Genomic DNA, 13,378 nt, shown 5'->3' with positions numbered 1-13,378 from the left:
CCTAACCATCCGTGCGCAGTAGCTGCGCGATCTCGGCGACGATCTCCTCCGGCGTGCGGCCGTCGGTCACCACGGTGTGGGTGGCCACCTCGGTGTAGAGCGGCCGGCGCTGGTCCATCAGGTGTTTCAGGGTGGCGCGGGGGTTGATGGCCAGCAGCGGCCGCCCGGCGCCCAGACCGACCCGCTTGACCGCGTCGGGCAGCTCGACGGAGAGGTGCACCACGTGGTGCCCGACCAGTGCGGCCCGGTTCTCCTCGGCCAGCACCGCGCCACCGCCCAGGGCCAGCACGCCGGGGCAGGAGGTCAGCGCCGCCGCCACCGCCGCGCGTTCCAGGGCGCGGAAGTGCGGCTCGCCCTCGTCGACGAAGATCTCCGGGATCGGCTTGCCGGCCAGGCGTTCGATGTCGGCGTCGGTGTCGCGGAACTCGACCCCGAGCACCTCCGCCAGCCCCTGCCCGATGGTGGTCTTGCCCGAGCCGGGCGCGCCGACCAGGACGCAGACCGGGCGGGTCGGAGCGGTCACCGGATCACCAGTGCGTCGAGGTAACCGGCCAGGTTGCGCCGCATCTCGGCGACCGAGTCGCCACCGAACTTCTCCACGGCCGCCTCGGCCAGCACCAGCGCCACCATCGCCTCGGCGACGACGGCGGCGGCGGGCACCGCGCAGACGTCGGAGCGCTGGTTGATCGCGGTGGCCGGCTCGCCGGTGGTCACGTCCACCGTGGCCAGGGCACGGTTGAGCGAGGAGATCGGCTTCATCGCGGCCTTCACCCGCAGCGGCTCGCCGGTGGTGATGCCGCCCTCCAGACCACCGGCCCGGTCGGTGACCCGGCGGACGCCGGTGGCGGTGGGCATGATCTCGTCGTGGGCCTCGGAGCCCCGGGACCGGGCCTGCTGCCAGCCGTCGCCGATCTCCACACCCTTGATCGCCTGGATCGACATCAGCGCGGTGGCCAGTCGGGCGTCGAGCTTGCGGTCCCACTGCACGTGGCTGCCCAAGCCCGGCGGTACGCCGTACGCCAGCACCTCGACCACACCGCCGAGGGTGTCGGCGGCCTTCTTCGCGGCGTCGACCTCGGCGACCATCCGGGCGCTGGCCTCGGGGTCGAGGCAGCGCAGCGGGTCGGCGTCGATGCGCTCGGCGTCCTCGGGGCGGGGGCGCAGCCCTGGCTTGACGGCGACCGGACCCAGCTCGACCACGTGCGAGACGATCTCGACGTCGAGGGCTTGGCGGAGCAGCGCCTTGGCCACCGTGCCGACGGCCACCCGGGCGGCGGTCTCCCGCGCGCTGGCCCGCTCCAGGATCGGCCGGGCGTCGGTGTGGCCGTACTTCTGCATGCCGGCCAGGTCGGCGTGACCGGGCCGGGGCCGGGTCAGCGGCGCGTTGCGGGCCTGCCGGGCCAGCTCCTCCGGGTCGACCGGGTCGGCGGCCATCACGGTGCGCCACTTGGGCCACTCGGAGTTGCCGACCCGCATCGCGACCGGGCTGCCCAGCGTCACGCCGTGCCGCAGACCGCCGATGATCTCGATCTCGTCCTGCTCGAAGGCCATCCGCGCACCTCGGCCGTAGCCGAGCCGGCGGCGCGCCAACTCCCCGGCGATCTCGGTGGAGGTCACCTCGATCCCGGCCGGCACCCCCTCCAGCAACGCGACGAGAGCGGGCCCGTGTGATTCCCCTGCGGTCAACCAGCGCAACACAGCGGCCAGTCTGTCACGCCGGGTGCCCGCCGACGCGCACCGCCCGCCGCGTCCCGCCCTGCGGACGCGGCGAACGGTGCGGTGGGTGCCGGTCGGTCAGATGCCTCGGCCGCGCTTGTGCAGCGTGCGCAGCACGGCGTCGGCGCGGACCACCCGCCCGGCCACGGCCAGGGCCAGGTACGCCCGGGGTTCGCGCGGGTTGCGGCGGATGGTGCGCCGGGCCCAGCGCATGGCACCGCGACGGTCCCCCGAGGCGGCCCGGGCGAAGGCGATCTGCCCGGCGACCCGGGCCTCCCCCGCCGGCTGGGTGGCGAACTCGGGATAGCGCTCCAGCAGCCACTGCAACGCCTCGGATATGGTGTCCCAGCGCTGGGCGAAGTACGACCGCTTGTGCCAGCGCACCGTCACGTACGGGGTGCGCAGGTTGACCAGCGGAGCACTGCGGGCGGCCCGGAGCAGGAACTCGTAGTCCTCCGCGTAGCTGCCCGGGATCTCCTCGTCGACCAGCCCGAACCCGTCGCGCAACGCCGCCGCGCGGATCACGAAGGTCGACGGGTGCAGCTCGGTCATCCGGTCCCGCAGCAGGTCGGCCAGGCTGATCGAGTCGCGGTCCAGCACCCGCTCGACGGTGCGCCCGTCGTAGGTGACCCGGATTCCGCAGCTCACGAACTCGGCGCCGGGCACCGCGTGCAGTGCGTCGACCTGTGCCAGCAGTTTCCCGGGCAGCCACTCGTCGTCGTCGTCGCAGAAGGCGATCAGCTCGCCGACGGCCGCCAGCGTGCCCGAGTTGCGGGCTCCGGCCAGTCCCGGCGTACGGGTGTTGGTCACCACGCGGACGGTCCGGTCCGGGCCGGACAGGTTGACCAGCGACGGGTCCGGCTCGGACTGGTCGTACACCACGACCACCTCGACCGGGCCGGGATAGTCCTGCGCCACGATCGCGCGGACCGCGGCCCGCAGCAGCTCGGGGCGGTCCCGGGTGGGCACCACGGCGCTCACGCTCGGGTAGGAGGTCATCGGTTCCGCCTTCCGTTCGGACCGGGCCCACGCCACGGCCGCCACCACGGCCGGTGACGCCGCTGCGCGGCCTCGGCCACCAACTCCTCGACGATGGTTCCCACCCGGCGGACCGCGGCCCGCTGCCCCTCGACGGCCTCGGCGTCGACCGTCACGGCGAACCGGGACCGGTCGGCCCGGCCGGCGGCGAGCGCGTCGAGCAACTCCTGCCGGGACTCGCAGAGCGCCACCAGCCCGGCCGTGCCGAGCCGACGGGCGAACAGCAACTGGTGGTCGTCGACGTGCTCGCCCCGGGTCGGGTCGCGGGGCACCACGATCGGCAGGTGCCCGTGCCGGCGCGCCTCCAGGATGGTGGCCGGCCCGCCGTGGCAGACCACCAGATCGGCCTCGGCCATCGCGGTCTGCAACTCGGCGTGGCCGAGGAACGGCACCGCGTCGGGCAGCCCGTCGGCGCGGGTGTGCCCGTGCTGCACGGTCAGCACCACCTCGCCGGCGACCTCGCCGTGCCAGTCCCGCAGCCAGTCGACCAGCCGGTCGAAGGGGTGCTTGTCGGTGCCGACCGCGACCAGGATGCGGGTGCGGCCGTCCGGGTGCGGCCCGCGCGGCGCGGGTATCCGGCCCGGCTCGACCCGGGTGGGGCGTGGGCGTACCGGCGCGACCCGGTGCGCGTCGCCGGCCGCGTTCACAGCAGCGTCCCGACGACGGTGGCCTCCGGGTACTGGCGGCGCTGCTCCTCCCACTGCACGAGCATCGCCGACAGGAACGGGCGGCACAGCCGGGCGGTCAGCGTCGGCGTGTCGATCCGGTCGTAGACCTCGATGTAGACGGTCGGGATACGGCGCAGCCGGGCGAGCACCACGAACGGGACGGCCACGCCCGCGCCGGTGGTGACCACCGCCGCCACGTTGCGTCGCCGCAGCACCCGAGCCGCCAGCACCGCGTTGCGCAGCAGGTTGCGCACGTTGCGGGTGGTCGGGTGGTGAGCGGGCACCACGTCCTCACCGGCGAGCAGCGACACCGCCTCCGGGGTGTCGAAGGTGACCCAGCACCGTCGCCATGTCTCGTACCAGGGCCGCAGGGCCAGCAACTGGGCGAGGTGCCCGCCGCTCGAACCGACCAGCAGTATCACCGGCTGCTGGTCGGACCCGGGTTCGTCGATCTTCGCGTCCACGCGACTCCCCACAAGTTCGCTTGGAATTCCTGTCGGCGCCACGCAGCAGCAGACCACACGTCGCCCGGCGGTGAAAGATGTGACCGGGTGTTACGTGATCTCCGTACGTGGCGGTTGCGGTAGGCCGAGTGGCCGACCGACCATCAACCACCGTCACTACCTGAAGTTATCTCATCACTGTCCGACGTCGACAGTGCGGTGCTGCGGATGGATCAGCCGCTATGTCGTTCCTCGATGGTGTCCAGCAGCGCGGGATGCAGCGCCGGATTCCACCCGGCCCCGGCGTCCGCCAGCCGCCAGGTACGCAGCCACATCTCCACCAGGTAGGCGTCGGCGACCAACCGCTGCCGGGCCTGGTCCAACCCGAGGGCGGCACCGTGCCGGGCCAACCCCGCGTCGACCTGCGCGGCACCCTGGGCGGCCGGTTCGCCGCGCAGCACCACCGAGCGCTGGAACGCGTCGTGGGCCAGGTCGAACCCGACGGGCACCTCCGGCCCGCTGTGCTCCCAGTCCCAGGCGATCAGCTCACCGTCGTGCCGACCGAGGTTCCACGGCACCCAGTCGCCGTGCCAGTGGCCGAACTCCACGTCCACGTCGCCGTGTCGACGGGCCACCGCGGCGACGGCGGTCACCGCCCGCTCGCCGACTCCCTCGGTCGCGGCGGACCGCTGCGCCTGCTCGGTCAGCCGGGCCAGGAACGCCGAACCGGCCAGCGGCCGCGACGCGGTCGCCGGCCCGCCCCGGCGGGCCACCGCGAGCAACGCGCCGACCTCCGGCGGCCCGTCGACCGGTACGCCCCGGATCCGTGCCGGCAGCGGCTCGACCACCGCCACCACCTGCCCGGCGAAGCTCAGCTCGGTGAGCAGCCGAGGAGTACCCGGGTGCCCGCCGACCCCGCCCGACTCGGCCACCTCCCGCAGCGCCGCCGCCTCGGTGGTGACCAGGGCCCGGGTGGCGTCGTTCCAGCCGATCTTCGCGTAGCCGCGCGGGGCGCCGGTGCGGTCGAACAGTTGCAGCGTCGGCTTGTGGTTCGGATCCGGTGGGCGTACCCCGCACGCCGCGTACAACGGCTCGTCGCCGAGCGCGGCGGCGACCCGGGCGGCCAGCAGCGCCTCGGCCGGGTCCAGCCCGGTGGGCACCGCGACGGTGAGCACCGGGAACGACGCCCGGTCGACGATGCCGACCCAGGCCGCCGCACCCAGCGCGGCCCGCACCGCCCGCACCTTCGCCGGCCGCAACGCGTTGTACGCCAGCAGCGCCGCCGCGGTGACCCGGGGCGCGCCCAGCGGCAGCAGGAACCGGGCCCGGGCGATCGACGGGACGACCGCGTACCGGGCCACCACGGTGTGCCCGGCGGGCGGCGCGGCGTCCACCGAGAGGGCGATCCGCTCGTCACCGAAGACCGCCCGGGTGACCCAGCCCAGCCCGTCGCCGCGCGAACGGGGGTCGGCGGTCGCGGTGGCGGCCGTGGTCACGCGACCCGGTCCGGCCAGTCGAGCGACAGCCCCAGCCGTTGCCGCAGCGCCTCGTTGTGCGGGCGGTAGTACTCGGTCAGCTCGGCGCGCAGGTCCGCCTCCAGGGGTGCCGACCGCCGGTCGTTGTAGACCTTGAAGTCGGGCAGGTCGAACGCGGGCAGGCCGAGGAAGTCCAGGGTCCGGCGGTAGGTGGCCCGCGCGTCGCCGTAAAGGTCCTCGCTGGGCAGGAAGAGCAGCTGCGAGCGGTCGAACCGCTCCAGCCACGGCTCCAGGTGCTCCAGGTAGCGGCCCCGGGCCCGATAGGTGTGCCAGTCGTACGCCTCGCTGAAGTACTCCGGTTCGGCGATCAGCCGCTCCCGCTCCCCCGCCGTACGCTCCGGCTCGGCGGCCAGCGCGGCGGCGAAGTCCAGCGGCTCCACGCCGTTGGTCCGCCGCTCCTTCCAGTGCGAGTACGCCCGCTCGACCGGGTCCCGCAGCAGCACGATCAGCTTCACCGTGGGCATCAGCGCGGCGACCCGCTCGGCGGCCAGCGGGTGGAACATGTACAGCGGTGCCGCCTCACCGACACGGACCGGGCCGCCGTGCCGGTTCTCCAGCGCCTCCCGCTGGCGCAGCGTCGGGAAGTGCGAGCGGTACCACGCCTCACCGCGACCCCAGTGCTCCTCGAAGTAGTGCGAGGACTTCGTGTTCCAGGCCGGGAAGAGCCGGGGCACCAGCGGATGCTGGATGAGGTAGTTCCACAGCGAGGTGGTCCCGCCCCGCTTGGTGCCGATGATGAGGAAGTCCGGCAACGGACGCCGGTCGCTGGTGCGGACCCCGTAGTCGACGAGGCTCTCCCGTACCCGGTTCGTCACCTGGGTCGGCACCAGTTGCTTCACCCGGTCCCGGATGGACGACACGACGACCTCACCTGCCCTTCGACGGCGGGGGCGGGGTGCCCTGTGGCGACCCGCCCCGAATCTGCACCATGGTCGCCCGGATGCCACGTCGCACCCGGGGTAACGTCAACAAGCCGACGCAGCCGGCTGCCAGCACGGTCACCGCCACCAGCAGGCCGGGGATGCCCCGCCCGCCCACCACCAGGCCGGCGACCGAGGCCAGCCCGACGCCGCCGACGGTGGCCGCCGCCGCGCGCAGCATCCCCGCGTCGACCAACGGCTGGCCCACCACCAGCCGGGCGCAGGTGACCGCCGTGAGGTTCTCGGTGGCGATACCGGCCGCCCAGGCCAGAGCCGCGCCGGTGGCGCCGTACGCCGGAATCAGCACCAGGCCGAGACCGACGGTGACCACCAGTCCGGCCAGCGCGCCGGCCAGGTGCAGACCGCTGCGCCCGCCCATCAGCAGCAGGCTCTGCACGTTGCCGACGCCGGTGTTGATCAGCATCGCCAGGGCGAGCACGGTCAACGCGGCGGCACCGGCGGTGAACTCGGGACCGAACAGCGCCAGGAAGGCCGGCCCGAACACGGCCAGCAGCAGATAGACCGGCCAGGACAGCACCAGCCCCCAGGTGGTCAACTGCCGGTGCACGGCCGCCGCGGCGACCCGGTCGCCCCGCCCGAGCAACCGCGACAGTTGCGGCGAGACCGCCACCCGTAGGCCCTGCATCGCCAACTGCCCGGCGAGCACGTACCGGCCGACCGCGCCGAAGACACCGGCGTCGGCCTGGGTGGCCAGGGCCGAGGTGAGCAGGACGCCGACCCACATGCTGCCGGCGTCGATCGCGGCGGAGGCGGCCCGGGGTAACGCGAACCGCCAGAACGTGGCCCAGTCGGTCCGTTCCGGGCGCAGCCGGACGCCGCGACCCACACCGAGCGGCCGGGCGACCATCATCAGGCAGACCAGCAACCCGACGGCGGCCGGCACCAACCAGCCGGTCATGCCGGCGACCAGCCCGCCGCCGACCAGCAGCGCCGCGCCGACCAGCGCCGGACGGGCCACCGGCAGCAGCAGGAACTGCACCGCCACGTACGAGCGGATCGGGCGCACGCAGCGCACCACGGCCAGCAGCAGGTTCATCGCGACCACCACCGGCACCGCGACGAACGTGACCACCAGCAGCGGCTCCCCCGCCGGGCCGAGCAACCGCCCGGCCAGCGGACCGGCGAGCAACGCACCACCGATCGCGATCAGCACCGCGAACAACAGCGGCGGCACCAGGGCCACCGGCAGCACCCGGGCGGCGTCGCCGCTCGCTCCGGCCCGCCGCCGGGGCAGCGCCCACATCAGCCCGGTCTCCGCACCCAGGGTGCAGACCGCAGCGGCGACGGTCACCACGCCGATCGCGGCGAAGAAGGCGCCGGACCCGGTCGTGCCGTACCCCCGGGTGATGACGACCGCCAGCACGAAGCCGAACAGCCCGCTGGTGGCGGCGCCGACCAGCCCGGCGACGCCACTGCGGACGCTGCGCCGGGTCTCGGTCGCGCCGTCGTCCCGGCCCGGGTCCGCCCCGGCGGGCCGGTCCTCGGCCGGGGAACTGGTGGTGACGGTCATGTCGGCTGCACCGCCGGTCGTGGTCGTGGTCGGGACCGCCCACCGGCGCGGTGCACTTCCCGCTCGGTGAGCGCCATCGCGAAGCCGACCGCGAAGAAGGCGACGGCGAGGTTCTGGTTGGCCATCCCGTAGAACGGCACCTGCACCAGGCAGATCACCGGGACGATGGAGAGCCACTGCCCGGCCGCCGAGGTGGCGCGGGCACAGACGAACGCGGCGACGACGAACCAGGCGAGGAAGCAGAGCAGCGCGGGTACGCCGTGACTGAACAGCACCATCCAGAGCTGACCCTGGGTGCCGATCGGCGCGTCGGCGGAGACGGTGTCGACGTTCACCGGGGCCCCGTAGCCCAGCCACGGTGAGTCCCCCACCCGGCGCAGCACCTCGGAGTAGAGCGAGAACCGGTCGGTGTTGGTGTCGCTGGACTCGACCCGGTTCCCGATCAACTCGGTCACCGGGATGAAGAGCGTGACCAGGCCGCCGACCAGCACCACGCCGACGATCGAGGCGGCCACCCGGACGTTGCCGCGCAGCGCGGCGCGCAGACCGAGCACGGCCAGGCCGGCGCCGAGGCTGAGGAACATCGCGCGGTTGAGCGTGAGGAAGGCCGGCACCAGCGACAGCGGCAGCGAGGCGAGCAGTGCCCAGCGCAGCAGCCCTCGTCGGCGCAGCATGGTGAAGGCGACGACGCAGGGCAGCGTGATCGCGTACGCGCTGCCGTAGTTGTTGGTGTAGGCGAAGGGCGCCGCCGGTCGGAAGATCGGGTTGAGCGACCGCTCGCTGAACTCGGCGGTGGACAGGTGCACCATGTCGTTGATGAACGGCGTGCCGGCCACCCCACCCGGCAGCAGCACCTCGACCGGCGTGGCCATCTCGAAGCGCGGAATGACCACACCCAGCCAGCCCAGCACGACCAGCGCGAACCAGAACGCGCAGAGGGGCACCAGGACGGCGGTCTGGTCGGGGCGTTCCCGGGCGACCGCGTAGACGTAGACGCCGACCACCGCCGCGGTGAGGTAGAAGCCCAGTCGTAGGGCGAAGGTCAGCAGCGACACCGGCGACTGCAACTGGGTGACGCTGACCAGCACGATGGCCAGGAACAGCAGCCAGATCCCGGTCGCGGGCGGCAGTGGCACCCGGCCCCGGGTGACCAGCAGCACGAACAGCAGCGCGCCCAGCAGCGGCCAGCCGAGATAGAAGAAGCCGGCCAACCACCAGATCGGCACCAGCCCGAACATCGCGATCAGCGGCCACACCGGCAGGCGGGGTGGCGGAGCGACCACCGACGGGGTACCGCCGGCTGCCGGCGGCGCCGGCTCGGTGGCCGGCGGTGCCTGGATCACCGGCACCGCCTCAGCCTCGGCCGCTGCGCGAGAGCACGAAGCCGAGCGGATTCACCCCGGCCGCCCGCAGTCGCTCGGCGAGCCGACGCAGGTCGGTCTGCCGGGTCCGGTCACGCTCGACCACCACCACCGCGGTGCCCTGCCGGGCCACCGCGACCCCCCGCTCGTCGGCCTCGGCCGGCGGGGCGTTGTAGAGCACCAGGCGCTGGTCGGCGCCCTGCCGCCAGGTGCCGAACCGGACGCTTCCGGCGCCCACGGTCACCTTGTCGCCACCGTTCACCTGGCCGTTCGCGGTCGGGCTGACGCTCGCCTTGGCGGAGGTGACCCGGGGAATCGTGATCGTCGCCTCCGGGTCGGTGGAGGGGCGCGCGCCCGGCGGGTGCGGCGAGGGCCGGCGGATGACCTCGGTGGGCGAGTCGTCCGGCCCCTCCATGCTGACCGGCCGGGCCGGCGCGGTCCGCGGCTTGGGCACGGTGGGCCGGCTCGGGTCGATGCTGGGCGGCAGCCGGTCCCGGTCGGCCTGCACGGCGGCGCGCAGCCGGTCGATGCGGCCGCTGTCGTCGGCGACGAACACCTCGCGACCGGCCACCGCCAGCGCCACGGCCAGGCCGGCGGTGATCGCGCTGGCGTCCTCCCGGGCGGTGACCACGGCGACCCGGGCGGGATGGCGTACCCGCTCGGCGATGGCCATCGCGACGTAGCGCACGTCCGCGTCGACGGCCCGACCACGCAGGCCGGTGTACCGGATGGTGCCGAGCAACGGCAGGCCGGTGTTGTCCTTGGCGTCGACGACGGTACGCACCCGCCGGTCGAAGGACTCCCAGGCGAACGCGAGCACCAGACCGATCAGGGCGCCACCGAGCAGCCCGGCGGCCATCAGCATGGGTGCGTTGCCGGCCGCCGAGGTCAGCGCCCGCTCGGCGGACTGGGTGACCCACCCCGGGTTCACGTCGACGGCGGCGATCTCGGTGCGGGCGGAGTTGAGCTGGGTGAGCTGGTTGTTGATCGCGCCCAACTCGGCGACCGCCACGTTGCTGGCGGCGGTGTCCCGGGCGTTGTTCACCCGTCGCTGCGCCGCCTCCTGCTGCGCGGCGACCTTCTCGATGCTCTCGTCGTAGGAGCGGAGCATCTCCTCGCGCTGCCGCTCGTACATGGCGCGCCGGACGTTGAGGTAGCTCTCGGCGGCGAGGTTGGCGCCGAGCACCGCGTCGTCGGCGTTGCGGGCCTGGTAGACGAAGCGCAGGATCTGCCCACCGGTGGGCACCTCGACCTCGAGGGCGTCGCGGACCGAACGCTGGTCCGAACTGAACTCGTCGGCCAGCTTGCCGACCACCTCGGTGCCGGTGGCGATGCGGCTCTCCACGTTCATGTTCACCGCGCGGTCGGCGTTGGCGCCGCTGGGTGTGAACGCGTCGGTGACCACCGGACGGACCGCCACGACCGCGTTGGCGGTCACCGCCGACGGTGCCAGGAACGCGTAGCCCGCGGCGGCCACCAGCCCGAACACCGCTACTGCGGCGACCTGCCGGATCCGGTGCAGCGGCACGCGCAGCACGTCGGTGATGGTGACGGACCGAGGCGACGTCTCGGCGTTCGCACCGTCGTTGGCCCAGGGGCTGGGAGCGGCATCAGTCATTGAACTTCTTCACCGTTTGTTGTGGGTTGCCGATGACCACGACCCCGGGCGGCACGTCCGTCCGCACCACTGTCGCGGCCCCCACCACGCTGTCCCGGCCGATCCGTACGCCCTTCATGACCAGCGCGTGTGCGCCGATCCAGACGTTGTCCTCGACCGTGATCGGCGCACGCGTGGCCGGAGTGGGCGGATCGTGCCGCTGAGCCGGTGGCAGGTTGTGGAAGTCATTGTCCAGCAACTCGCAGTCGGACAACAGGCACCGATTCCCGATCGTCACCGACGTCCACGTGCCCACCCATGTCGCGTTGAGCAGACAGTCGGCCCCGACGCGCACCTCACCGGGCCCGGCGAAGCGGACCAGCTTGTTCACCCTGGTCCGGTCACCGATGGTCACCCGCACCCCGCGCCGCAGGCGGATCCGGCCACGGATCTCGACATCCCGCCCGAGGGTCAGGCGCGGATAGCGCAGGGCGTACCAGCGACGCTTGATCGCGAAGACCATGCGCACCACGAAGCCACGCCGGATGCCGGTCAACGGTCCTCCCCACGTTCCGTGGGCCGGCGACGGTGGATCCGCCGCCGGCCCAACGTGAACAATTTACCGAGATTACATTACGAACAGTGAACGCTACTGTACGGAGAAGAACATCGACGGAGTTGACCAGGTCAGCTCCGCGGTAGCAGTGGCGATCACCGTAGCCTCGGCACCCGTGACCGCCGCAGCGGGGGCCAGGGTCGGATCGAACGGCACGCTACGCAGCGATCCGTTCGTCGCCCCGAAGACGATCTTCCCGTTCACCCACGCCATGCCACGCACGGTCGACCAGCTGACGCCCGTGGTCGGCACGGTGAACTCGGTGGCACCCAGGTAGTTGCCGTCGATCTCGAAGAACCGGTAGTACAGGTTGTTCTGCCCGGTCCGGGTGTAGTAGAGCCGCCCGTCGAGGAAGAAGGCCCCGGTCAACTGCGCCGGGTTGAACCAGTCGTTGTAGCCGGACGCCTCCCACGGCGCACCGATGGTGGTGCCGTTGAACATCGAGATGTCGATCCGGCTACCCGTACGCGATCCGGAGACCAACCGCGACCAGTAGATCCGGTCGTCCACCCGCCAGGTCGCCCCGGCACCGGTGTAGTTGGCCTGGCTCACCGTGGCGGCGGTGCCGAGGGTGCTGCCGTCGAACGGCACCTTCGCCAGCTCACCGCTACCGACGTTCAGGTACAGGTGGCCGCTGGCGGCCGTCGGAGGGTTGCGGGGAGTGATGGTGCGGCCACCGCTGACCGGGAACATGCCCAGCCGGCCGTGGTACTCGTTGCCCATGCCGTCGGAGTTGTGTCCGAAGTACAGGCCGTCCGGGCCCCGCCAGAGCACCGGCACGGTCGAGCCCCACGAACTGGCGCCCGAGGGCAGGGCCGAACCGCCGCTGCGACGCGGGTTCCAGTTCACCGGCATGCCGGTGGCCGAGTTGACCGCACCGATACCGAGCCGGTCGATCGCCCCGTTGCCGGCGCTGTCACTGGCGTTCGGGTTGTTCAACCAGCGGAAGTGCCCGCCGAGGTAGATGACGTTGTCGGCCACCTCGACCGAGGTGATGGTGTCGTTGCCGGTGAAGTTGGCCCAGGTGGCGTTCTGGCCGCTGCCCCGGGCGGCGGTCTCGAAGCGCACCAGCACGTCGCAGTACGCCGCCGGCCAGCCCGAGCCGCCGTTGGTGCCGACGACGAACCAGCTTCCGTCCGCACCGAACCGCACGTCCTGCACGTAGTGCACGAAGGTGGTGGGTGCCGCACACGGCGCCACGAACCGCTCGCTGCTCCAGTCGATCACGCTCGGCGTACCGGTCAGGTCGATCAGCGCGATCTGGTTGCGCGGCAGGTCGTTGACGAACATGAAGTTGCCACCGACCACGAGCGTGCTGCCGTCCGGCGACACGTCGATGGTCCACGCGTACATGCTGGTGTCGTGCCGACCGACCGAGGTGTTGATGTTGAAGGTCGGGTCGATCGCACCGGTGGTCGCGTTCAGCCGCCCGAGCCCGGCGTGCGCCGTGCCGTTGAGCCAGTTGAACGCCCCGGCCACGTACAGCCAGTTGTCGTGCAGCACCATGTCGCGCACGGTGCCGCCGTCGGAGCGGCCCACCCAGCTGTCGATGATCATGCCGGTGGAGGGGTCGAGCGCCACCAGGTTGCGGCGGGCCACCCCGTTGACGTTCTTGAAGACGCCGCCGACGATCAGCGTCCCGCCGGGACCGGCGATGAGCGAGTTGACCGCCCCGTCGAGCACCGGCAGGAAGGTGGTGGAGATAGTGCCGGTGGTGCGGTTGTAGGCGAAGAGGTAGCGCTGGGTGATCCACGGCGTACTGACGGTCTGCCGGATCTGGGTGAAACTGCCTCCCACGAACACCGTGTTGCCGACCTGTGCGAAGGCACGGGCCTCACCGTCCCGCGCGTGCGGGGTCTCGTCGGCGGGGTTCGCGGACACCAGAGTCGCCGGTTCGGGGACCGGCACCACGGCGGCGGATGTCGCGCTGGGCACGGCCAGGACGGCCGCGAC

12 protein-coding genes are annotated in these 13,378 nt (G+C 72.7%); all 12 read right to left on the bottom strand.

The window, feature by feature from the left end; genetic code table 11:
- Window position 1: 1 nt before the first annotated feature.
- On the bottom strand, window positions 2–523 hold the full coding sequence (locus ACIBO1_RS27360) for a shikimate kinase (RefSeq protein WP_396751371.1): 522 nt from the start codon (window positions 521–523) through the stop codon (window positions 2–4).
- A complete protein-coding gene (gene aroC, locus ACIBO1_RS27355) occupies window positions 520–1,698 on the bottom strand; it encodes a chorismate synthase (protein WP_396751369.1) in 1,179 nt (392 codons plus the stop codon). Before aroC ends, ACIBO1_RS27360 begins: the two co-directional genes overlap by 4 nt.
- A 96-nt stretch (window positions 1,699–1,794) precedes the next feature.
- The gene (locus ACIBO1_RS27350) at window positions 1,795–2,715 is read right to left on the bottom strand and encodes a glycosyltransferase family 2 protein (protein ID WP_396751367.1); all 921 of its coding nucleotides are present in this window, start codon (window positions 2,713–2,715) and stop codon (window positions 1,795–1,797) included.
- Window positions 2,712–3,401 (bottom strand): glycosyltransferase, encoded by a 690-nt coding sequence (locus ACIBO1_RS27345; RefSeq protein ID WP_396751365.1) that lies wholly within the window; start codon window positions 3,399–3,401, stop codon window positions 2,712–2,714. Before ACIBO1_RS27345 ends, ACIBO1_RS27350 begins: the two co-directional genes overlap by 4 nt.
- Window positions 3,398–3,874: a UDP-N-acetylglucosamine--LPS N-acetylglucosamine transferase gene (locus ACIBO1_RS27340; protein ID WP_396751405.1), complete on the bottom strand. Its 477-nt coding sequence runs from the start codon at window positions 3,872–3,874 to the stop codon at window positions 3,398–3,400. The genes ACIBO1_RS27345 and ACIBO1_RS27340 overlap by 4 nt, the downstream gene beginning before the upstream one ends.
- Window positions 3,875–4,098: 224 nt before the next feature.
- Window positions 4,099–5,361 (bottom strand): hypothetical protein, encoded by a 1,263-nt coding sequence (locus ACIBO1_RS27335; RefSeq protein WP_396751363.1) that lies wholly within the window; start codon window positions 5,359–5,361, stop codon window positions 4,099–4,101.
- Window positions 5,358–6,260: a sulfotransferase domain-containing protein gene (locus tag ACIBO1_RS27330; RefSeq protein ID WP_396751361.1), complete on the bottom strand. Its 903-nt coding sequence runs from the start codon at window positions 6,258–6,260 to the stop codon at window positions 5,358–5,360. The genes ACIBO1_RS27335 and ACIBO1_RS27330 overlap by 4 nt, the downstream gene beginning before the upstream one ends.
- Window positions 6,261–6,267: 7 nt before the next feature.
- Window positions 6,268–7,851, bottom strand: a complete 1,584-nt coding sequence (locus ACIBO1_RS27325; protein ID WP_396751359.1) for a lipopolysaccharide biosynthesis protein — start codon at window positions 7,849–7,851, stop codon at window positions 6,268–6,270.
- Window positions 7,848–9,200 (bottom strand): O-antigen ligase family protein, encoded by a 1,353-nt coding sequence (locus ACIBO1_RS27320; protein ID WP_396751357.1) that lies wholly within the window; start codon window positions 9,198–9,200, stop codon window positions 7,848–7,850. Before ACIBO1_RS27320 ends, ACIBO1_RS27325 begins: the two co-directional genes overlap by 4 nt.
- 4 nt (window positions 9,201–9,204) lie before the next feature.
- Entirely contained in the window at window positions 9,205–10,830 is a 1,626-nt protein-coding gene (locus tag ACIBO1_RS27315; RefSeq protein WP_396751355.1) for a lipopolysaccharide biosynthesis protein, read from the bottom strand.
- Window positions 10,823–11,365 carry a DapH/DapD/GlmU-related protein gene (locus tag ACIBO1_RS27310; RefSeq protein WP_131054028.1) on the bottom strand — a complete coding sequence of 181 codons (543 nt, stop codon included), beginning with the start codon at window positions 11,363–11,365 and terminating at the stop codon, window positions 10,823–10,825. Before ACIBO1_RS27310 ends, ACIBO1_RS27315 begins: the two co-directional genes overlap by 8 nt.
- A gap of 93 nt (window positions 11,366–11,458) precedes the next feature.
- Window positions 11,459–13,360, bottom strand: a complete 1,902-nt coding sequence (locus tag ACIBO1_RS27305) for a hypothetical protein (protein WP_396751353.1) — start codon at window positions 13,358–13,360, stop codon at window positions 11,459–11,461.
- Window positions 13,361–13,378 lie beyond the last annotated feature (18 nt).

This window comes from Micromonospora sp. NPDC049903 (assembly GCF_044460945.1).
Taxonomy (GTDB): domain Bacteria; phylum Actinomycetota; class Actinomycetes; order Mycobacteriales; family Micromonosporaceae; genus Micromonospora.
Note: the sequence above shows the minus strand (reverse complement) of the source record. Positions and strands in the feature narration are given on the sequence as shown.